Source organism: Rhizobium acaciae (assembly GCF_025941625.1).
GTDB lineage: Bacteria > Pseudomonadota > Alphaproteobacteria > Rhizobiales > Rhizobiaceae > Rhizobium > Rhizobium acaciae.
Map to the genome: position 1 here is coordinate 1 of NZ_JAPCZO010000029.1, position 21,263 is coordinate 21,263.

General features: G+C 61.3%; 14 protein-coding genes. 1 reads left to right on the forward strand and 13 read right to left on the reverse strand.

The window, feature by feature from the left end:
• The first annotated feature begins 223 nt into the window (after positions 1-223).
• Positions 224-577 carry a VOC family protein gene (locus OLZ32_RS33025; protein ID WP_003543851.1) on the forward strand — a complete coding sequence of 118 codons (354 nt, stop codon included), beginning with the start codon at positions 224-226 and terminating at the stop codon, positions 575-577.
• Between the two features lie 50 nt (positions 578-627).
• Here the strand turns inward: OLZ32_RS33025 and OLZ32_RS33030 are convergent, their stop codons facing one another.
• The 13 genes from OLZ32_RS33030 to OLZ32_RS33090 all read right to left on the reverse strand — a co-directional run bounded on the left by OLZ32_RS33030 (position 628) and on the right by OLZ32_RS33090 (position 21,219).
• Positions 628-1,866, reverse strand: a complete 1,239-nt coding sequence (locus OLZ32_RS33030; RefSeq protein WP_003543853.1) for an OpgC family protein — start codon at positions 1,864-1,866, stop codon at positions 628-630.
• 100 nt (positions 1,867-1,966) lie between these two features.
• Positions 1,967-10,486 carry a GH36-type glycosyl hydrolase domain-containing protein gene (locus tag OLZ32_RS33035; protein ID WP_264424538.1) on the reverse strand — a complete coding sequence of 2,840 codons (8,520 nt, stop codon included), beginning with the start codon at positions 10,484-10,486 and terminating at the stop codon, positions 1,967-1,969.
• 148 nt (positions 10,487-10,634) lie between these two features.
• On the reverse strand, positions 10,635-10,910 hold the full coding sequence (locus tag OLZ32_RS33040) for a hypothetical protein (protein WP_264424539.1): 276 nt from the start codon (positions 10,908-10,910) through the stop codon (positions 10,635-10,637).
• A 210-nt stretch (positions 10,911-11,120) separates the two neighbouring features.
• Positions 11,121-11,285 carry a hypothetical protein gene (locus OLZ32_RS33045; protein WP_003543858.1) on the reverse strand — a complete coding sequence of 55 codons (165 nt, stop codon included), beginning with the start codon at positions 11,283-11,285 and terminating at the stop codon, positions 11,121-11,123.
• Between the two features lie 127 nt (positions 11,286-11,412).
• Complete coding sequence (locus OLZ32_RS33050) at positions 11,413-11,601, reverse strand: hypothetical protein (RefSeq protein WP_003543859.1); 189 nt, start codon at positions 11,599-11,601, stop codon at positions 11,413-11,415.
• Between the two features lie 162 nt (positions 11,602-11,763).
• The gene (locus OLZ32_RS33055) at positions 11,764-12,513 is read right to left on the reverse strand and encodes an ABC transporter ATP-binding protein (protein ID WP_264424540.1); all 750 of its coding nucleotides are present in this window, start codon (positions 12,511-12,513) and stop codon (positions 11,764-11,766) included.
• Complete coding sequence (locus OLZ32_RS33060) at positions 12,510-13,343, reverse strand: ABC transporter ATP-binding protein (protein WP_264424542.1); 834 nt, start codon at positions 13,341-13,343, stop codon at positions 12,510-12,512. Before OLZ32_RS33060 ends, OLZ32_RS33055 begins: the two co-directional genes overlap by 4 nt.
• Positions 13,340-14,275, reverse strand: a complete 936-nt coding sequence (locus OLZ32_RS33065) for an ABC transporter permease (RefSeq protein WP_003543863.1) — start codon at positions 14,273-14,275, stop codon at positions 13,340-13,342. The genes OLZ32_RS33060 and OLZ32_RS33065 overlap by 4 nt, the downstream gene beginning before the upstream one ends.
• A complete protein-coding gene (locus tag OLZ32_RS33070) occupies positions 14,272-15,339 on the reverse strand; it encodes an ABC transporter permease (RefSeq protein ID WP_003543864.1) in 1,068 nt (355 codons plus the stop codon). Before OLZ32_RS33070 ends, OLZ32_RS33065 begins: the two co-directional genes overlap by 4 nt.
• A gap of 18 nt (positions 15,340-15,357) precedes the next feature.
• Positions 15,358-17,001, reverse strand: coding sequence for an ABC transporter substrate-binding protein (locus OLZ32_RS33075; protein WP_264424544.1), 1,644 nt, complete (start codon positions 16,999-17,001; stop codon positions 15,358-15,360).
• A gap of 37 nt (positions 17,002-17,038) precedes the next feature.
• A complete protein-coding gene (locus OLZ32_RS33080) occupies positions 17,039-18,097 on the reverse strand; it encodes a dipeptidase (RefSeq protein WP_264396429.1) in 1,059 nt (352 codons plus the stop codon).
• A 520-nt stretch (positions 18,098-18,617) separates the two neighbouring features.
• A complete protein-coding gene (locus OLZ32_RS33085; RefSeq protein WP_003543867.1) occupies positions 18,618-19,643 on the reverse strand; it encodes an ABC transporter permease in 1,026 nt (341 codons plus the stop codon).
• A gap of 34 nt (positions 19,644-19,677) precedes the next feature.
• Positions 19,678-21,219, reverse strand: coding sequence for a sugar ABC transporter ATP-binding protein (locus OLZ32_RS33090; protein ID WP_003543869.1), 1,542 nt, complete (start codon positions 21,217-21,219; stop codon positions 19,678-19,680).
• Between the last annotated feature and the right edge of the window lie 44 nt (positions 21,220-21,263).

The following is a 21,263-nucleotide window of genomic DNA, read 5'->3' on the forward strand; positions in this document are numbered from 1 at the left end:
CCCGCCAAACCATGCCGACCTTTCGACAAGTCATCGCGGAGGTGTCAGGCATGTCTCCGAACATCTGTCAGGTATGTATCCGGGCTTTACACTTGTGGGGGAGATGCCCGGCAGGGCAGAGGGGGTACCGCACGGCACAACATCTCCGCTCAATCCGCACGATTGATCACCCCGCCGATCTTCCCTAACCTTCGCCAGTCAACGGAGCATAGGGAGAAAACCCATGAAGGTCCTGCGCATCGTCGCCAATATCCAGGCAGCGGATATCGCCCTGGCCCGGCGCTTCTATCAGGATATCCTCGGTCTTGACGTCATCATGGATCACGGCTGGATTACGACGTTCGGCGCCGCGCGCTCGATGAACGTTCAGCTCAGCATCGCCAGTGAAGGCGGTTCCGGAACGGAGGTGCCGGACCTCTCGATCGAGGTCGACGATCTCGATGCCGCTTTCGAAGCGATGTCAGCTTCAGGCCTCCCGATCGAGTACGGCCCGGCCGACGAGCCTTGGGGCGTCAGGCGCTTTTATGTGCGCGATCCCTTCGGCAAGCTGGTGAACATCCTCGTCCATAAAAATTGAGCCGGCGGCCATCGGCCACCGGCTCCTTCATGTCGGGAAAATCCAAGCCCTTATTTCCGATCGTTCTGGCGATAGGCATTTGCCGTCCCGCCAATGCGGACGGGAACGGGGATGGTGGCGGTGTCGGCGACAAGTTTCCCCTTGACCTTGCCCTGCTGGCGCTTGCGCTCAAGATAATAGGCATAGGCGAATTGTATCGCGATCCCTGCAATCACAACGAGCGGACCGACCATCTGGTCCTTGTTGGTGATGTAGAGCACCACCTGGCCGATCATGGCGAGGATCGTGCCGGCGACGAAGATGTTCAGCGAATGGCGGCCGAGGATCGTCAGCGGATGGTTCGCAGGACGGCGCAGGATGCGCGAGAGCGCCGGGATGCTGATGACGAGATAGGTCAGCGCCAGCACATGCAGCAACCGCGGCAGCGACAGGAAGGTCTTGTCGAAACCGGTGATAACAGTCGGCAGGCCGAGTGCCGCCAGCGAATTGCCCCAGATCCAGAGATGGCCGGTCACCCAGATGAAAGACAGCATGACGTAACCGGCAGCGGCCGCAAGCAGCAGCGGATGCCGCGGGATCGTGCCGCCGCGCTTGATATGCAGCATCGAGACGATGCCGATCGAAAACAGGAACTGCCAGGAAAGCGGATTGAGGAACCAGTAGTCCTCGATCAGCATGTTGTGCGGCGCCACCTGGTAGATGCCCGCAAGCAGCCAGACCGCGGCCGATACGCCGAGCGCCAGCCACGGGCTGCGCGCATTCAACAGCAGGATGATCGGCACCATCAGCATCAGCGCGCCATACATCGGCAGGATATTGTTGTAGCCGATCTGGTGGCCGAGCAGCAGCAGCGCCGGAATGCCTTCCTTCAGGTTCATCAGAACCGCCAGGATATTGATCTCGACCAGCAACCCCGGCCGATGGAACAGCCAGGCACCGCAGATGAACAGCGCCAGCGTCATGAAGGTGGTGATCATATGGGCGAGATAGAGCGTGAAGGCGCGCTTTGCCGCCTTGATCGCCACCGTGAGCCGGTTGCCCGGCTGGAAGCGGGACCCATAGGCAAGGCCGACGGCAATGCCCGAGATCAGCACGAAGGCCTCGGCGGCGTCGGAGAAACCGAAATTCTTCGTCGTCACATATTCGAAGATCTGTCCGGGAACATGATTGATGAAGATCATGATCAGAGCCACGCCGCGCAAGACGTCGAGCCTCGTGTCACGCACTGGCGCAGCTGCGGATAGGGAGCTGCGCCCCGTGACGATGGCTTGGGTCGGCGTGCTTGCCATGGGTTTCTCCTTATTATCCGATTTGCAAACGCGACGATGGCCAAAAGGGTTCCCTTTTGGCCATCGCGAATCGCCGTGTTTTTCAGCGTGGAGAACGCTGTTATCCGAGCGGATATCCCTCTTCGGGATCGGTGACTTCGCAGCCGTTGATCGACAGAGTGTAGCCGCTGTCATTGGACGCTTTTGAGACCGAAATGCGGTATTTGCCGCCGCCTTGCTCCACCTCTGCCGCAAAACCGTCCCATTCCGACGGGAGCGACGGGCGCACATAGAGCCGGCCGTCCTTCAGCCGGATGCCGAGGATGCCCTCGACGGCGGCGCGGTAGAGCCAGCCGGCAGACCCGGTATACCAGGTCCAGCCGCCGCGCGACGTATAGGGCTCGTTTCCGTAGACATCGGCCGCCACGACATAGGGTTCGACGCGGTATTGCTCCGCTGAAGCCTTGTCGAGCGCATGGGTGATCGGGTTGAGGATCTGGAAGCAGCGGAAGGCATCATCGCCCCGCTTCAGCTCCGCCAGCGCCATCACCACCCAGGTCGCCGCATGGGTATATTGCCCGCCATTTTCACGCACACCCGGCGGATAGGCCTTGATATAGCCGGGATCCCTGGCGGAATTGACGAAAGGCGGCGTGAACAGCCGGATGATGCGGGCATCCTCGTCGACCAGCTGGTCAAGCACGGCCTCCATCGCCGTGACGGCGCGGGCCGGATCGCCCTCGCCCGACAGCACGCTCCAGGACTGCGCGATCGAATCGATCCGGCATTCCGGACTTTCCCTGGAGCCGAGCAGTGCACCGTCGTCGAACGTCCCGCGGCGATAGTAGCCGCCGTCCCAGGCCGCAGTTTCGAGCGCCTTCTTGAGCTCGGTAAGATGCGCCGCCCAGCGCTCCGTGCGGGCCGTGTCGCCACGCTCTTCAGCATAGGGAATGAAGGAGCGCAATGCGCCCGCCAGAAACCAGCCGAGCCAGACGCTGGTGCCGCGCCCGCCGATGCCGACGCGGTTCATGCCGTCGTTCCAGTCGCCGCCGAGGAACAGCGGCAGGCCGTTTGCCCCCTTGCGAGCGATGGCAAGATCGAGCGCCAGCGCCGCGTGTTCGTAAACGCTCGCCTTGTCCTCGGAAATTTCCGGCTTGTAGAACGAGTCGTGCTGGCCTTCGAGCAGTGCCGGCCCTTCCAGGAAAGCGATCTCCTCGTCGAGGACGTTTTTGTCGCCGGTGACGCTGCAATAGTGATGGATCGCGTAAGCGAGCCAGACCACGTCGTCCGAGATCAGCGTGCGCACGCCCGCACCCGTTCCCGGCAACCACCAATGTTGTACATCGCCTTCACGGAATTGCCGCGAAGCGGCATTCAGGATCTGCCGACGGGCAAGCGAGGGTTCGTGCAGCACGAAGGCCAGCGTGTCCTGCAGCTGGTCGCGGAAGCCGAAGGCGCCGCTTGCCTGGTAGAAGGCGGTGCGGGCCATGATGCGGCAGCCGAGGCTCTGATAGGGCAGCCAGGTGTTGACGAGATTGTTCATCCCGCGATCCGGAGTCGATATCTGCAGCCTGCCGGTGAAATCCCGCCAGAAGGCGCGGTTTGCCTCGACGGTCTCGTCGAACGAAGCCTTGCGGATATCGGCGATGACAGTCCGCGCTTCTTCTTCCGTCGGGGTATCGCCGAGGAAGAAGGTGAAGTCGCGCTCCTCGCCGGCGCCGAGCTCGATGTCGATAGCAAGCGCCGCGGCCGGATCACCATCGAGTTCCGTCGCGCCGGAAAGGGCGGCGGCGGAAATGACGGCCTGCGGTGCCTGGATCGTTCCCGCCTTGCCGATGAATTCGCGCCGGCTTGCCGAGAAACTCGAAAGCGTCTCGCTCGCCGCGAAGAAGGCGGTGCGGTTGGAAAAATCGATGCTGTAGGGATTGGTGGCAAACAGCGCCCCCGTCTCCTCATCATGGCTCGACAGGATGAAAGGCACCGTGCGTCCCGGATTGCTGCCGAGGATCCATTCGACATAACCGTAGAGACGCAGCTTGCGGCTGGTCGAACCGGTGTTGCGCAGGCGCAGGCGCTGCAGTTTCACCGGCTTTTCGCGATCGATCGTCTGCGTCAGCTCCAGCGCGATATCGTGCTGAACGCTGGAGAAGACGGAATAACCGAGCCCGTGGCGGGCTTCGAAACGAATGTCCGGCCGGCGGGAAAGCGCTGCGAACGGCGTCATGACGGCACCACTGTCCAGATCGGTGAGATAGAACGCCTCGCCCGAACGGTTGACCACTGCATCGTTCGACCAGGAGGTCAGCTGATAGTCGCGCGAATTGACGCTCCAGGTGAAGCCCGAGCCCTCGGCCGACACGTGGAAGCCGAAGCTGTCGTTGGAAATGACATTGATCCAGGGCTGCGGCGTCGCATGACCTCCAGGCAGCCGAACGACATATTCGCGTCCGTCGCGGGCAAAGCCGCCAATGCCGTTCCAGAAGTCGAGATCGCCTTCTTCCTCGATGACGACGGCGGGCACGACAGGTGGCGGCACCGGCGCAACACGCTTGACGGGGGCCTTGTTGCGCTCGACCCGTTCCATCTCCTGCAACTCCTCCTTGGAGGGTGCAAACAGCGCGACGGCGCGGTTGATCTGGTCGACCACCTTGCCGTTTTTGGTGTGCAACGTGACGCGAGAAGCCGCGATCAGCGCATGGTAGGTGCTTTCCTCCATCAGGTCCTTGCGAACCGCAAAGATATGCTGGCGCAACCCGTCGGCCTGGCCCATGCGGCGCACGTTTTCGCACATGGCGTCGAGCGCGTGCTGCATGTCCTGCGCATAGGACGAAGCGCGCTCATTCATGATGACGAGATCGGCGGTGACGCCGCGCGAGCGCAGATATTCCTGCGCCAGCAGCGCCTCGCGGGCGATATCGAGATCCATGTCGTCGTTAATGCGCAGCGTGAAGATCGGGAAGTCGCCGGAGATTGCCAGCGGCCAGAGCGCTGATTGCGACTGCAGGCCGGCCTCGACGGTCGCCTCGTCCTTGCGCAGCTGCATGTCGGGATAGACGAGGTAGCGTCCGAGATGCTGGAAGGCCGCCGCCTGCTGCGAGGTGACGCCGACATGGCGCATCTGCACCTGCGTGCGCGTCCAGGCTTGGACGAGCTCGTGGGTGAAGGCGTCGGGGTGGCGATAGCGGTTGACCGCCTTGTCGACTTCCTCGCGGGTTGGGGCAGCGATCGTCCAGAAGATCACGCTGACCTTCTTGCCGGCCGGCACGCGGACGGTGCGGCGCAGTGACATGACCGCATCGAGCATGAAGCCGTCGCTGCCGGAAAGCGTTGCACCCGGATCGAAGGCGGCCGCATCGGCAAGGCTGCGGCCACGGCCGATGAACTTGCGCCGGTCGGTCTCGAATTCGGTATGGCGGGTATCGCCGGCATTGTCGACGATCAGATGTGCGATGCTGATGTTCGGCTCGTTCGGATCACGCTTGCTGCGTTCGGCGCGGATGACGTCGCCGCGCTTGCCGATCTCTGTCTTGACGAACATGCGGGCGAATGCCGGATGCGCATTGTCGGTATCGTCGAAGGTGATCACCGGTTCGAGATAGGAGGTGACCTCGATGAAACGGTCTTCCGTACCCATGTTGAGCAGGGTGACGCGGCGGGCCTCGGCATCATGCTCGGTCGCGACGATGCACTCCACCTCGCTTGTGAGATCGCCGACCATCTTGGTGAACTGCGCCTTCTCATCGGCGAATTCGACCTTGATCTCTTCGCCTTCGACGCCCTTCGGCTCCGATGTCGCCGACCACCATTCATTAGTGGCGGTATCGCGCAGGAAGATGAAACTGCCCCAGCGGTCTTCGGTCGGATCAGGCTTCCAACGGGAAACGGAAAGATTGTTCCAGCGGGAATAACCGGCGCCCGTCGCCGTCAGCATCACCGAATAATGGCCGTTCGACAGGAACACGAGTTCGCGGTCGCGCGAAGCCGGATCGCTGATCTTCCTGAGTTCCGGCCGCAGGAGATCGTCCTGGATGCTGGCCGGCGTATCGGATTCGTGCTTGCCGCTCATGACCGGAATGTCGCGCGGCGCCTTTTCCTGCAACAGCAGCTCCGCTGCCTCGATGACGGGATCGGCGTGGAAGAGCTCGCGCAGATGACCATTGAAGGCGACGTTGGCGACTGCTGCGATCGACATGCCGTGATGGTGGGCATAATAATTGTAGACCACGGCGCATTTCTTGCCTTCCGGCACGCGCGTCGGCGTGAAGTCGACGGCGTCGTGGAAGCCGAACTTGCCGAGCGCCCCGACCTTGCGCAGCCTCTGCAGGTTTTCGAGCGCGGCCGGCGGGTCGTACTGGGCGGCAAGCAGCGAGGCATAAGGGGCGATGACGGCATTGTGGCCGAGACCGCGCTTCAGGCCGAGCGTGGGCACGCCGAAATTCGTGTACTGATAGTTGAGGTTATGGTCGCGGGCATTGAAGGCCGCTTCCGAAATGCCCCAGGGAATACCGAGCTTGCGGGCGTAATTCATCTGCTCGACGACGACCAGATTGTTGGTCTGGTTGAGAATCCCCCCACCGCGCTCCTGCATAACGAGCGGCGGCATCAGATATTCAAACATCGAGCCGGACCAGGAAACCAGCGCGCCGCGCGACCCCACAGGCACGACCTGGCGGCCGAGGCGGTACCAGTGTTCCGTCGGCAGGTCGCCCTTGGCGATGCCGAAGAGGCTGGTCAGGCGGCATTCCGAGGCGAGAAGGTCATAGCAGGCCTGGTCGAGTTCACCGCTTTCGACGCGATAGCCGATCGACAGCAGACGCCGCTCCGGCCGGAACAGGAAGCCGAAATCCATCGAGAAGGCGAGATCGCGCGCCTTGTCGCGCAGCGCCACCAGCCGCGGCCTCAGCGCATCGACCTTGGAAAGATCGAAGGTGCTGTCGGAAATATGCGCCTCGCAGACCTTCACCAGCGATGCCGCCCACAAGGTGACCTCTTCGCTCTGCTTCGACTTGACCTCATGGTCGAGATTGGCGGCGAGCTTCTCGATATCGCGCGCGAGAACGGCGAGATTGATGATGCGGATCGAGGCGAATTCGTGCTCGCGCTTGACGGCGGCAAGCGCGTTCTGGAAGCCGACAATGCGCTCCTCCAGGCGCCGGCGCAGCGGGCGCACAGTCTTGCGATCGTCGGGCAGGTCCGCCAGCACTTCGCCGAGAATGCCGGCCGTGTCGCCGACGCCGTCGAGATTGCCCTGCATATGGGCGGACGGCGCCTCGGCCCAGTTTCGGCAGGCCGATGAAATGGCGATCAGATGGCCGGCGAGATTGCCGCTGTCGACGGCCGAGACGTAACGGGGACCAAGCGTCTGCAGCGTATCGGTGTGGTACCAGTTGAACAGGTGACCGCGGAATTTCTCCATTTTGTCGATCGTCGCGATGGTCTGCTCCAGCCGCTCGAGCGTCTCCTCGAAGGAGAACCAGCCGAAATGCCGGCCGGAAACGACGGAAAGCAGATAGACGCCGATATTGGTCGGCGAGGTGCGCGCCGCGACAATCACATGCGGCGTTTCCTGGATATTGTCCGGCGGCAGATAGTTCTGCTCGGCCGTCGTGAAGGTCTCGAAATAACGCCAAGTGCGCCGGGCGATCTTGCGCAGTTCGCTCGACACGGAATCGGCGACCTCGAGCCGGTCCTCGGTCTCCGCCGACTGGCTGACATACCAGGCGACAACAGGCGACAGGATCCACAGCAGCGCGAAGGGAATGCCGACGAGGAAGGCGTTGTCGCCGGGAAGGGCAGCAAAACCGAGCGCCAGCAATGCCAGCACCGGTGCATGCCACATCGCCTTGTAATAGGAGATCAACGTACCCTGGCCGCCGGCCTGAACGCTGGCGGCGGTCCGCCACTGCAGCATCAGCTTGCGGCTGACGAACAGGCGGTAGAGCGAACGGCCGATCGCATCCGCCATCATGCAAGCCGAATCGGCGATGAAGACGATGCGCAGCGCAACCTGCGCATTGGCGGCCGTGATATCGGCCCAGACCGTATAGAGATGAGCGCGGGCGATGATATCGCTGGTGCGCGGGATGATGCCGTTGATGAGCGACAGCGTCGGCGCGACAAAGAGGCAGAAGATCAGCAGAATCTGCCAGATGAGCGCGCCGAGCGGCCCCATGAAATACCAGCCGAGCACCGAGGCGAAGAACCAGGCGATCGGCGTCAGCGAGCGGCGCAGATTGTCGAACATCTTCCAGCGGCCGAGTGCCGTGACGCCGTATTTTGGATTGAACATGTAGGGGAGAAGCTGCCAGTCGCCACGCGCCCAGCGATGCTGGCGCGAGGTTTCCACCTCGTAGCGGATCGGGAAATCCTCCACCAGTTCGAGATCTGTGACGAGTGCGCAACGCGCCATCGAACCTTCGAGAAGATCGTGGCTGAGCACGGAGTTCTCGTCGATCCGGCCCTTCAGCGACGCTTCGAAGGCGTCGACATGGTAAAGGCCCTTGCCGGTGAAGGTGCCTTCGCCGGCGAGATCCTGATAGACGTCGGAAACGGTGAAGACATAAGGATCGAGGCCGCGGTTGATCGAAAAGACGCGCTGGAAGACCGACGCGTCCTTGCCCGTCGTCAGCGACGGGGTGACCCGCGGCTGCAGCACACCATAGCCGCTTTCGACGCGGCCGGTTTTCGGATTGATGACCGGGCGGTTGATCGGATGATAGAGCTTGCCGACGAGCTTGGTGACGGCATCGCGCATCAGGCGCGTATCGGCATCGAGCGTCATGACATATTGCACATTGGCCGGCACGGTATTGGCGCCCGGCAGGTAGGTCGTGTCGCGGTCGCCGCGCAGAAGCATGTTCAGCTCGTGCAGCTTGCCGCGCTTGCGTTCCCAGCCCATCCAGACGCCTTCCGAGGGATTGTAGAGGCGGCGGCGATGCAGCAGATAGAAACGCGTCTTGCCGTCATAGGCATAGCGGGCGGAGAGATTGGCGATCTCGCGCCTGGCATAATCGAGAACCTCGAGATCGGCAGGCGTTTCCTCGGCCTCGCTGTCTGGCCAGTCGCTCAACATCGCGAAATAGATCTCGCCACGCGGATTGGCGAGATAATGGACTTCGAGATTGCGCACGTGGTCGTCGACGCTGTCGCGGTTCGAGATCAGGCAGGGCACGACGAGCAGCGTGCGCGCATCTTCCGGAATGCCTTCCTTGAACTCGTAACCGACGAGGCGCGCCGGCGTCACGAAGAAGGATAGCAAGGTGTTGAAGAGGCCTGTCGCCCCCTCCGACGCCGGCACTGAGAACATGATCAGCAGCAGGGCGATTTCAAACGCACCCATGCCGGCATTCGCCATGAACTTGCCGACGATCGCCATGGCGATAACCGTCAGCAGCATGACGGGCACGGCAATCGCCAGCCAGTTGAACCGGCGCACGGCGCGCACAAAATGCTGGATAACCGTCGGGCGATAATTCGCCCGCGCCTCGAGCTTCGGCCGCTGCGCGCCCGACAGGAAGCCGCCGACATTCGGTTCATGCGGCTGCGGCTCGTCGGAGGCCTTGGCGGCATCGGTCATGTCGAGCGCCAGCTGGGCGATTTCCATTTCCGACAGCGGCGAGCGCTTGGCCAGCTTCTCGATCTGCTTGCGATATTTGTTGCGCGAGCCGGAATCGAGTATGCCGTAATCCGAATGCTCCCAGAGCAGCTTGTCGACATGGCTGACCTGCTCGACCCAGACCGACCATTCGGCATCGTCGATCTCGCGAAGGCTGCGGATGATGTTGCCCATCGTCACATTGCCGGACGAGAGTCGGCTGTGTTCGGCCGTCGTCGCCTCTTCGGTGTTGCGGCCGAGCTCTTCCAGCCGCTCGTCGAGCCAGGTGATCGCCAGGCTCGATGTCTGCGAGCCGTCGCGCAGGCGATAGAGGAACTGCGTCGAGAAGGTATTGTCCTCGGCAAGCGGTTCCAGCGTCTTCAGATAGGCAGCCGCCCCGGCCGGATCGGTCAAGCGCACCAATTCGTCGGCCGCCTCGTTGGCTCGACGGCGCAGCCGGCGGCTGGCTTCGACACGGCTCGAAATGCGGCGAAGGTTTTCCACGAGCACGTAGCGCACCAGAGAGGGCAACGCCCAGAGTTCGCCGATCCTCAGCGTCTCGCTGGCCTGGAAGCCGTCGACCAGCGCCGTCAGACTTTCCTGGGAGATGGTGCTGTGGGTATGGGCGACATAGAGCCAGGCAAGTACGAGGGTGCGCGGCACCTCGACGCCGCCGACGACCATGGTCGGCAACTCGCGATAGAAGCGCCGGGGGAAGTCGCGCCGCACCTCCTGGATCGCCTCTTCGACGATATAGTGGTTGTCCAGCAGCCACTCCGCCGCCGGTGTGATCGTCTCGCCGGCCTCGACGTCGGTCGCCGTGGTCCGGTAGACGCGCAGGATTTCCTTCTCGTTTTCCTTATGCCGCGCGAAGAAATCGAAGGGGGCGAAAGCCGGCAGCTTGTCGACGCCGTTGCGGGCGACCGCATCGCCCATCGCCTTGATGTCCTCGATCGAAAGATAGGTCGAACGGATCGAACCGTTGTGATCGATCTGCTTCGTCTCGGGTTCGCGCGGAAGGCTCGGAGAAAGATGAGAAATAGACATGGGTTCGGTTCTGGGTCCAAACGAAGTTATGGCTGTTTTGCTCAGCCTTTTGCACTGCTTATCATGACTGCTACATGAACGGAGCCCTATTCTTCAAAGATCGATGAAGCCGGGGCGAACGATACTCGGGCCAAGCGATGCAGACGGGTTAAGCCCTGTTCAGGACGTCACCCGACGGGATCACGGCCATCGATACCCTCTCTACGAAAGCCATGTCGAAAATTTGGACACCCTCGGGAAAATTCAAGTCAATAGGCATGCGGCGCCGCCCGGCGAGCTTGTCCGGGCAGTGGAAATGATGAAATGCCGGCACCTGGTTGCGGCAACGCAAGAACTCTTCGATTTCAGAAAAACGAAAGACGGATGATCGGCTGACCATGCGTCCGGCGGCGGTTTCGGCGGTTGTGGCCCACGCCGCTTCCACTCGAGATCAAGGTCGCTCGGGATGGCGTGAAAAAACTACAGAAGAACGATGGGGATCGGAATGCCGATCACCAAATGCCTCTCGTGACCATTCTCCCTCTGACATTCGAGTGTCAGGAGAATGCACGAGACAAATTAAACGTTCCGGAATTCAATAAAGGCAGAAACCGCCGCAGCGCCGGCATCTGCCGACGCTTAATCATCCGCCGGATTACCCGACGACGCCACAAACCATGGCTACGACGAACAGGAATGCAGCGGTGAAGATCGCTCCATGGAGCATCGTCTGAAGCCTGTGGCGCGTGGTGAGCGGCTTCTTGGTCGGTACGGAACCATACTGGTTCACGTGAGCATGCGAAATACCCAGATCTGCCATATGTCGCCTCCGTTGTTCTCGTGCGGCCGGTTGTGCGGCTCGCGCTTATATTCTTATTTTCTCTATCAAGTAGGTAGAGATAAATTTTCGTCCAGAGCGAGCGGAAGAGAAAATTCAACCAGCCCTTTTAGCAGAGCGTGCGCCAAGCCCAGATCAACGAGCGCTCGACGGCGTTCTCGGTCTGCGACGGGTTGGAGGAAGTCTCGATCAGCCGACGGTCTTTTTCCGCAGGGATGGATGCCGAAATCTGTTCCCGGCGATCGGCTTTAACAGGAGGATCGAGGTAACCCATGGTCATCCCACCGAGAAAGAACATGCATCAACCTCCATCGATCACGAAAGCTAACAGTCGTTAACGGGATCATGACAGAAGCGAGGCAGCTGTCAATAGTCTAGCTGAATGGTCGTCTTTTAGGGAAGCATTATCCTTAACGCCGCCGCCGGTCTTTTCTTTTCAACGGTTTGAAAAGATTGACTTTCAGGCTTTGACGAAACCCTTGCTCGCGATCATCAAATTTCTCGTATAGTCCTCGTGAACCGTGCCTTGCGCCAGTTCCTGAGAGCTCAGCCGCTCGACGACGGCGCCGTTGCGCATCACGGCGAGCCTTTCACACATATGGGTGACGACACCGAGATCATGGCTGACCATCAAGAAGGTGAGCTTGCGATCGCGCCGGATCTCTTCCAGCAGGTTCAGCACTTCGGCCTGCACCGAGGCGTCGAGCGCCGATGTCGGCTCGTCAAGCAGCAGGATCGACGGTTCCACGATCAAAGCCCGGGCGATTGCCACCCGCTGGCGCTGGCCGCCGGAGAGCTGGTGCGGGTAGCGGAAACGGAAACCATTGCCGAGGCCGACCTCGTCAAGCGCGCGGGCGATGCGCTTCTCGCCGTCGGCGATGCCGTGGATTGCTAGCGGTTCGAGCAGAAGCCGGTCGATCGTCTGACGCGGATGCAGCGAACCATAAGGGTCCTGGAAGACCATTTGCACGCGCCGGTAGAAGGCTTTGCTGCGTTTCGAACCTTTCAGCGGCTCGCCATCGATGTTGATCGCACCGCCGCTGACCGGCGCGAGTCCGGCAACGGCCCGCAGCAAGGTCGATTTTCCCGAGCCGGACTCACCGACGAGACCAAAGGATTCGCCGCGTTCGACAGTGATGCTGACATCCTTCAGCGCATGAAAATGGTCGTAGACGACACTGAGATTGTCGACTTGGAGAGCTGCGCTCATGCCGCCCACTCCGGCTTGCGGTCGAGCACTGGCAACGGATGACGGTTTGCGCCGATCTCGGGCATGCAGTTCAGCAGCCCCTGTGTATAGGGATGCTGCGCATGTTTGAGATCGGACGCCGCCAGCTCCTCGACGATCTTTCCGGCATACATGACGATGACGCGATCGCAGAAGGAAGAGACCAGCCTCAGATCGTGGGAGACGAAGATCAGCCCCATGCCGCGCTCGGACACCAGCCTGTCCATGATCCTCAGCACGTCGAGTTGCACCGTCACGTCAAGCGCCGAGGTCGGTTCATCGGCAATCAGCAGTTCCGGCCCGGCAATCAGCATCATGGCGATCATCGCGCGCTGCCCCATGCCGCCCGAGACCTCGTGCGGATGCAGGTCGAAGACACGTTTCGGGTCGCGGATCTGCACTGCTTCCAGCATGGCGAGCGCGCGCTCGCGCGCCTCCGCCTTGCCGACCTTCTCATGCGTGCGCAGCGTTTCGCAGATCTGCCGTCCGATCGACATGACGGGATCGAGCGAATATTTCGGATCCTGCAGGATCATCGCGATGCGCTTGCCGCGCAGCCTGCGCCTTTCGCCGGCCGAGGCATTGATGAGATCGATGTCGTTGAAATCAAGCCTCTCGGCCGTGACGATACCGTGTTTCGGCGTCAGGCCCATGATTGCCCGTCCGGTCTGCGACTTGCCGGAACCGGATTCGCCGACGATGCCGAGCCTTTCCTTGCCGAGCGTGAAGGAGACGCCGCGCACGGCCTCGATCACGCCGGTGCGCGTGGGATAGCTGACCTTGAGCTTGTCCACCGTCAGAAGTGTCGTCATTGGCCGCTCTCCTTCGGATCGAGCGCGTCGCGCAGGCCGTCGCCGAGGAGATTGAAGCCGAGGCTGACGATGAGGATGGCGATGCCGGGCATCGCCGCGACCCACCATTGATCGAGGATGAAGCGCCGTCCCGAGGCGATCATCGCACCCCATTCCGGCAGCGGCGGCTGCGCCCCCAGGCCGAGGAAACCGAGACCGGCGGCCGTCAGGATGATGCCCGCCATGTCGAGCGTTACACGCACGATCAGCGAGGAAATGCAGAGCGGCATGACATGGCGCACGATAATGCGAAGCGGCGAGGCGCCCATCAGCTTCACCGCCGAAATATAGTCGGAACGCCGGACCGTCAGCGTCTCGGCGCGGGCGATGCGGGCATAGGGCGGCCAGGAGGTGATGGCAATGGCGATGATCGCGTTCTGGATGCCGGGGCCGAGGGCTGCGACGAAGGCGAGCGCCAGCACCAGCTTCGGAAAGGCGAGGAAGATATCGGTGATGCGCATCAGCGTCGCATCCACCCAGCCTCCGGCATAACCGGAGACCGTGCCGACGATCAGCCCGACTGGCGCCGAGATGACGGCGACGAGCACGACGACGAGCAGCGTCAATCGCGATCCGTAGATCAGCCGCGAATAGATATCACGACCCTGATCGTCCGAACCGAGCCAGAACTCCCCCGTGCCGGGCGGCAGCAGCCGGGCATTGCGCAGATCGCCGACAACGGGATTGTGCGTGGCGAGCACATCGGCAAAGGCGGCGATGAAAAGCAGCGCCACGATGATCAGCAGACCGACGACCGCGAGCCTGTTTGCCGTGAACTGCCGCCAGGTGACATAGGTGCGGCCGAGGCGGGCCTGCAGGCGCGATTGCGGCCGGTCGGAGAGCAGCCATTCGCGGCGGCTCATCGGCTGGGATGGGTTGGCGGGAACCGTCATCGGTTTCGCGTCCTCGGGTCGAGCGTCCGGTAGAGAAGATCGGACAGAAGGTTGATGCCGATGAAGACCGTACCGATGACGATCGTGCCGCCGAGCACGGCGTTCATGTCGGCGTTCTGCAGCGAATTGGTGATGTAGAGCCCGATGCCCGGCCAGGAAAAGACGGTCTCGGTCAGCACCGATCCTTCGAGCAAGCCGGCATAGGAAAGCGCAATCACGGTGACGAGCGGCACGGCGGCATTACGCAGCGCATGGCCCCAGATCACCCGCGTTTCCGAAAGCCCTTTGGCGCGTGCGGCAACGATATATTCCTGGGAAAGCTCGTTCAGCATGAAGCTGCGCGTCATGCGGCTGATATAGGCGAGCGAGAAGTAGCCGAGCAGCGAGGCGGGCAGGATGATGTGGCGGAAGACATCATAGAAGACATCCCATTGCCCCTGCCAGGCGCTGTCGAAGAGGTAGAGGCCGGTGATCGGCGTGAACGTATATTCGAAGACGATGTCGATGCGGCCGGGAAAGGCCACCCAGCGCAGCCGCGCATAGAAGATGACGAGCGAGATCAGCGCCAGCCAGAAGATGGGCACCGAATAACCGACGAGGCCGATGACGCGCACGACCTGGTCGGCGATGCTGCCGCGGCGCACCGCGGCGAGAACGCCGAGCGGTACGCCGACAACGGCGCCGATGATCGTTCCGAGCGTTGCGAGCTCGATTGTCGCCGGCAGCACCCGGCGAATATCGACCATCACAGGATTGGTCGTCAGCACCGAATTGCCGAAATCGCCGGACAGGATGCCTTTGATATAGATGAAGAACTGCTGATAGAGCGGCAGGTTGAAGCCCATCTCCTGTCGCACCCGTTCGACGACATGGTTGGGCGCGCGGTCACCGAGAATGGCGAGCACGGGATCGATCGGCACGACGCGGCCGATGAAGAAGGTGACGGCCAGAAGGCCGAGATAGGTGGTGACGGCGGCAAACAGAAACCGCCCTAGCGCCTTTGCGAAGGCCCTAGCACGGCCCCTTCGGGGCCGCGCCTCCTGCGTTGTTTCGACGGTGCTCAAGCGACCAATCCTGCCGGACTATTCCTTGGCGATCGGACCGACGAAATTGGTGTCGAAGCTCGGACCCAGCTTGAAGTCCTTCAGGTTCTTGCGGTAGCCGGCCACCTCGGTCTGCTGGAAGATGAAGACGAAGGGGCTGTTTGCCAGATACTTCTTCTGGATGTCCTGATATATGGCGGCGCGCTTGGCAGCGTCGCGTTCCAGAAGGGCTGCCTTGGCTTGCTTGTCGAGCTCCGGCGCTTCCCAGGTGTTGCGCCACGCGAGCGTCTTCACCGTGCCGGCATCGGAATTGTCTGGATTACCGGTAAAAGTGTCGGCATTGGAATTCGGGTCGAAATAGTCCGAACCCCACTGGCCGATATACATATCATGGGTACGGGCGCGGTACTTGGTCAGCGTCTGCTTGCCGTCGCCGGGGATGATTTCCATCTTGACGCCAGCCTGCGCCAGCGTCTGCTGCATCGATTCGGCGATACCGGTCACCGGCTGGTTGTTGCGCACGTCCATGGTGATCGAGAAACCGTCGGGTACGCCGGCCTTGGCGAGCAGTTCCTTGGCCTTGGCGACATCGAGCTTGTAGGGATTCTCATCGAGTGCGCCGAGCTGACCCTTCGGCAGGAAGGTCTGATGGATCTCGCCGATACCCTTGATCAGCGTTGCGCCGATTGCATCGTAATCGACCAGATATTTGAAGGCTTCCTGGACTTCCGGCTTCTTCAGGTTCTCGTTTTTGTTGTTCAGGCTGACATAATAGATCGTGCCCTTCGGCGCACTCGTTGTCGCGAGATCGGCATTCTTCGAAACCGCGTCGATATCGCCCGGCTCGAGATTGCGGGCGATATCGATATCACCGGCTTCGAGCGCCAGGCGCTGGGCAGCGCTTTCCTTCATGTAGCGGTAGATGACGCGGTTGAGCTTTGCCTTGTCGCCATAATAATTGTCGTTGCGCTCCAGCACGACGACTTCGTTGGCGCGCCATTCGCGCATCTTATAGGGGCCGGAGCCGGCATAGCCGGTCTTCAGCCATTCATTGCCGAAGTCGTTGTCGTATTTGTGGTCGGCATCGGGCGTCACCGCCTTCACATGCTCCAGCACCAGCTTCTTGTCGACGACGGAAGCGACCGTTGCCGTCAGGCAATTGAGCACAAAGCTCGGCGCATAGGCCTTGTCGACCGTGAAGACGAAGGTGCCGGCATCGGCCGCCTTGGCCTTTTCCGCGACGTTGTCGCCGGTCAGGCCGAACTGGGTGAGGATGAAGGCCGGGCTCTTGTCGAGTTTGACGGCGCGCTCGAACGAATAAGCGACGTCTTCGGCGGTGATCGGGTTGCCGGAGGCGAATTTCAGGCCAGACTTCAGCTTGAACGTATAGGTCAGACCGTCATCGGAAACGCTCCAGCTCTCGGCCAGATCGCCCTTCACCTTGGACGTGTCGTCCATATCGAGGCGGACGAGCAGGCTGTAGCTGTTGGTCGTGATTTCGGCCGTCGAAAGCTCGAAAGCCTCGCCCGGATCCATCGTGATGATGTCGTCGATGGCGAAGCCTTCGACCAGCGTATCCTTCGGCGTCTCGGCAAAGGCCGAGGGTGCGGCCATCATCAGCAGTGAAAGCGCGGCTCCTGCCGAAAGTAGGCGAAAATTGCGGCTGAGTTTGGTCATCATCATGGTCTGTTCCCCTGTTTTTTGATTGGATATGAAAGGCTTAGGCGTGGTCCTCCCGCCAAGCCTGAGCCAGAATGCGAAGCCAGTTTTCACGGGCAAGTTTTGCTAGGTCGGCGTCAGCATAGCCAACCTCTCTGAGAGCGGCAATCAGCTTCTGATTACCGGCTGCATCACCGATTTCCTCGGGAATGGTGGCCCCGTCGAAGTCCGATCCGAGCGCCACGCAGTCGATGCCGATGCGGTTCACAAGATAGTCGATGTGGCGGATCATGTCGGCAAGCGGCGTGTCGCTGTCCGAGCGGCCGTCGGCACGCAGCATGGCGGTGGCATAATTGATCCCGACGAGCCCACGGCTTTCGCGGATCGCATCGAGCTGCCTGTCCGTCAGGTTGCGGGCGACCGGCGTCAGGGCGTGGGCATTGGAATGGCTGGCGACCAGCGGCTGGTCCGTCTTCTTCGCCACGTCCCAGAAACCCTTCTCGGTGATATGGGCAAGGTCGATCAGGATACCGAGACGATTGCATTCCCTGACCAGCGCGAAGCCGGCATCCGTGAGGCCCGGCGCCGTGTCCGGCGACATCGGGAAGGCGAAGGGCACGCCGTGACCGAAGACATTGTGCCGGCTCCAGACCGGACCGAGCGACCGCAGCCCTGCCGCGTAGAATACTTCGAGCGCCGAGAGATCGGCGCCGATCGCCTCGCAGCCTTCCATATGCATGACGGCGGCGAAAATGCCGTCCGCCATGGCACCGCGGATATCCTTCACCGTCCGGCAGAGCCGCCAGGCGCCGGCCTGGTCGAGCCGTAGCGCGATCGCCGCCATTTCATTGGCGATGGCAAGCGAAGGCAGCGGATCGAGAGGGGCCGCCATCGGCGTCATATAGCGGCCATCGGCATCCGGATCGGCGAAGACGAGATCGCCTGAGGGAATATAGATGGCGCAGAGACCGCCTGAAAGACCGCCCTCTCGAGCCCTATGCGCATCGATATGGCCGACCGTCGTGCCGTCTGCGAATTCCGCGATCGGGTCGCTGCCGTCTTTTGAATGTGTCCAGAGTCGAAGGAGAACGTCGTTGTGACCGTCAAATACGAATTGCATCTGTCTTCCTGCGCTGCCCTACCGCATAATTCCTTAAATCGGAATCGATTTAAGAATAAAATTATGCAGCATTCAAAGTGCTACGGCGTCCTTTGCGCGTCTTTTCGGACGCGCGGCGCCGTAGAGGGCGAATGAAGCGGCAGAATAGAAAAGCTGACGGAATTCGCCACCTCTTTTTTTTAGAAATCCGTCGATGCTAGAGCCTTTCCTGGTCAGATTGCAGCATTCTGTTGGCTCAAACGGAGTCGGATGGTCGACCGGCCGGCGCGCGTCGTAGCCCAGCTCTACGGCCAAGCCGGCCGGTCGAGCAGGCGGCCCGTTTCAGCCAACCCGAAGGGCCGGGCATCTTTCCGCCAGGATCAAAGGCGATCGGCTCGGACGTACCTTGGGGTATGCCCGTCGCCAATCGCCTCTGCCCTGACGAAAACCTGCTCCGGCAGAATGATTCAATCTGACCAGGAAAGGCTCTAAAATGAAACGGGAGCCGAAGCTCCCGTAAAAAATCATCGCAGGCCAGAGATCAGTGCTTGCGGCGTTTCTTCTGTCGGTAGACGTCGATGACGACAGCCGCGATGATAATGAGACCCTTGACGATCTCCTGGTAATAGGCGTCGATCCTGAGGAACGTGAAGCCAGAGGTCATGACGCCGAGAATGATGGTGCCGATGACGGTGCCGGTGATGCGCCCGACACCGCCGGTGAGCGAGGTGCCGCCGATAACGGTCGCGGCGATCGCGTCGAGTTCATATCCGACACCCATGCTGGCCTGTGCGGTTTCAGCGCGTGCCGCCGTGACGATACCGGCAAGGCCGGCGAGCAATCCGGCAATCACATAGACCTTGACGAGATGCGCCTCGATGTTGATGCCGGAAACACGCGCGGCCTGCGGGTTCGCGCCGATGGCATAGGTGAACTTTCCATAACGGGTGTAGCGCAGCGCAATGTGAAAGATCAGTGCGACGACCAGGAAGACGACAACCGGCCAGGCTTTCGTTCCGATGAAATGAAACTGCTCGGTGATCCCGGAAACCGGCTGCCCCTTGGTATACCACTTCGCCACACCTCTGGCCGAAACGAACATGCCAAGCGTGGCAATGAACGGCGGGATCTTCGTGTAGGCGATGAGGGCGCCGTTCGCGAGGCCGGCGGCCGCCCCGATCAGCAGACCAACGACGATGGGCACGAAAGCCGGCAGGTCGGTCAGCGAGGGAAAGACGGCCCGTCCCCAGGTCGAGGACTGGGCGAAGCTCGTTGCGATCATCGCCGTCATGCCGACGACCGAACCCGACGAAAGATCGATGCCGCCGGTAATGATGACCTGCGTCACGCCGACGGCGATGATGCCGATGACGGAGACCTGCAGGATCATGATCGTCAGACGCTGCCAATTCATCAGGAAGCTTTGGCCGATGAACATCCAGCCGAGCACTTCGTAAATGAGCGCGATGCCGACGAGCACGAGGAAAATGCTAAGCTCCGTCGGTATGCGCCGCCGCCTTTGCCGGGTTGCGAGCGGAGCCGCGCCCTCTGCTGCCTTGGTAGTCATGTCAAACCTCCCTTGGGCAATCGCCGTCAACGCATCACTGCGCAGCCAGCTCCATCACCTTGATCTGCGTTGCTTCATCGCGATTGAGGAAACCGGTCACGCGTCCCTCGTGCATGACCATGATGCGGTCGCTCATCCCGAGAACTTCGGGCATCTCGGACGAGATCATCACCACCGCCACACCGTCTCGCGCCATCTCCGTGACCAGCCGGTGGATTTCCGCCTTGGCGCCGACATCGATGCCACGCGTCGGCTCGTCGAGGATGAGAATGCGCGGATTGGTGAGCAGCCAGCGCCCGATCAGCACCTTTTGCTGATTGCCGCCCGAAAGATTTTCCACCCGCTCGTATAGATTGGGCGTTTTCACGCGCAGCTTTTTTGCCATGTCTTCGCAGGTTGCCTCGACTGCGCCCTGCTGCACGAAGCCGCCCTTGACATATCTGTCCTGCAGAACGGCGATCTGCATGTTCTCGAGAATATCGAGGATCAGCAGGCAGCCGGTATCTTTCCGGTCTTCGGTCAGGAACGCCATCCGATTGCGGATAGCCTCGGTCGGCGAAGAAATGGCTACCGGCTTGCCGTAGAGCTCGATCGAGCCGGAACTTGCCGGCGTCACCCCAAACAGCGTTTCGGCGACATTCGACCGGCCGGAGCCGACCAGGCCGGCCACGCCGAGGATTTCGCCGGCCCTGACCTCGAAGGAGACGTTGTTGAAGACGCCCTTCAGACAAAGATCCTTGACGGAGAGCACGACCTCGCCGATCGGCACCTCTTCCTTGGGAAACATCTGGGTGATCTCGCGCCCGACCATCATGCGGATGATGTCGTCGCGGGTGACGTCGGTCGAGGCATGTGTGCCGATATATCGGCCGTCGCGGAAGACGGAGAACTCGTCGGCGATCTCGAAAAGCTCGTTCATCTTGTGGGTGATGTAGACGATGCCGATGCCTTGGGCCCTGAGGTCGCGGATAATACGGAAAAGATGCTCGACCTCGCGCTCCGTTAGCGCCGAAGTCGGCTCGTCCATGATCAGCACGTCGGAATTATAGGAAACCGCCTTGGCGATCTCGACCATCTGCCGGTTGGCGACCGACAGGAACCGGACCTCGATATCGGGATCGATGGCGATATTGAGCCGAGTAAACAATTCCTCGGTCATGCGGTGCATCACGCCGTGATCGATGAAACCGAGGCGGTTCTTCGGTTCGCGGCGAATCCAGATATTTTCGGCAACCGTCATGAACGGCATCAGGTTCAGCTCCTGATGGATCATGGCAATGCCGTTCTCCAGCGCGTCGAGCGGAGATTTCAGCTGGATCTCGATCCCCTTCAGGCGAATATCGCCCTTGTCCGGCGTATAGATGCCGGCGAGGATCTTCATCAATGTCGATTTTCCGGCGCCGTTTTCGCCCATCAGCGCATGCACGGTGGCGCGCTTCAACCGGAACTGCACGTCGTCAAGTGCGACGACACCAGGAAATTCCTTGCGGACACCCTCGGCGCTCAAGAGATATTCCGCATTCGGGACCGCGCCGCTCGCGCGCACGGCGGCCATGGTTGTCGGGCTGACGGCCATATCATCTCCTCCGGATACGGGTAGGCGAAAAGGATGCGGGCAAA

What these genes read in the sequence shown, in the direction of transcription:
- OLZ32_RS33025 (WP_003543851.1), top strand. Translation starts at nt 224, where the DNA reads ATGAAGGTCCTGCGCATCGTCGCCAATATCCAGGCAGCGGATATCGCC.
- OLZ32_RS33030 (WP_003543853.1), bottom strand. Translation starts at nt 1,866, where the DNA reads ATGGCAAGCACGCCGACCCAAGCCATCGTCACGGGGCGCAGCTCCCTA.
- OLZ32_RS33035 (WP_264424538.1), bottom strand. Translation starts at nt 10,486, where the DNA reads ATGTCTATTTCTCATCTTTCTCCGAGCCTTCCGCGCGAACCCGAGACG.
- OLZ32_RS33045 (WP_003543858.1), bottom strand. Translation starts at nt 11,285, where the DNA reads ATGGCAGATCTGGGTATTTCGCATGCTCACGTGAACCAGTATGGTTCC.
- OLZ32_RS33050 (WP_003543859.1), bottom strand. Translation starts at nt 11,601, where the DNA reads ATGTTCTTTCTCGGTGGGATGACCATGGGTTACCTCGATCCTCCTGTT.
- OLZ32_RS33055 (WP_264424540.1), bottom strand. Translation starts at nt 12,513, where the DNA reads ATGAGCGCAGCTCTCCAAGTCGACAATCTCAGTGTCGTCTACGACCAT.
- OLZ32_RS33060 (WP_264424542.1), bottom strand. Translation starts at nt 13,343, where the DNA reads ATGACGACACTTCTGACGGTGGACAAGCTCAAGGTCAGCTATCCCACG.
- OLZ32_RS33065 (WP_003543863.1), bottom strand. Translation starts at nt 14,275, where the DNA reads ATGACGGTTCCCGCCAACCCATCCCAGCCGATGAGCCGCCGCGAATGG.
- OLZ32_RS33075 (WP_264424544.1), bottom strand. Translation starts at nt 17,001, where the DNA reads ATGATGATGACCAAACTCAGCCGCAATTTTCGCCTACTTTCGGCAGGA.
- OLZ32_RS33080 (WP_264396429.1), bottom strand. Translation starts at nt 18,097, where the DNA reads ATGCAATTCGTATTTGACGGTCACAACGACGTTCTCCTTCGACTCTGG.
- OLZ32_RS33085 (WP_003543867.1), bottom strand. Translation starts at nt 19,643, where the DNA reads ATGACTACCAAGGCAGCAGAGGGCGCGGCTCCGCTCGCAACCCGGCAA.
- OLZ32_RS33090 (WP_003543869.1), bottom strand. Translation starts at nt 21,219, where the DNA reads ATGGCCGTCAGCCCGACAACCATGGCCGCCGTGCGCGCGAGCGGCGCG.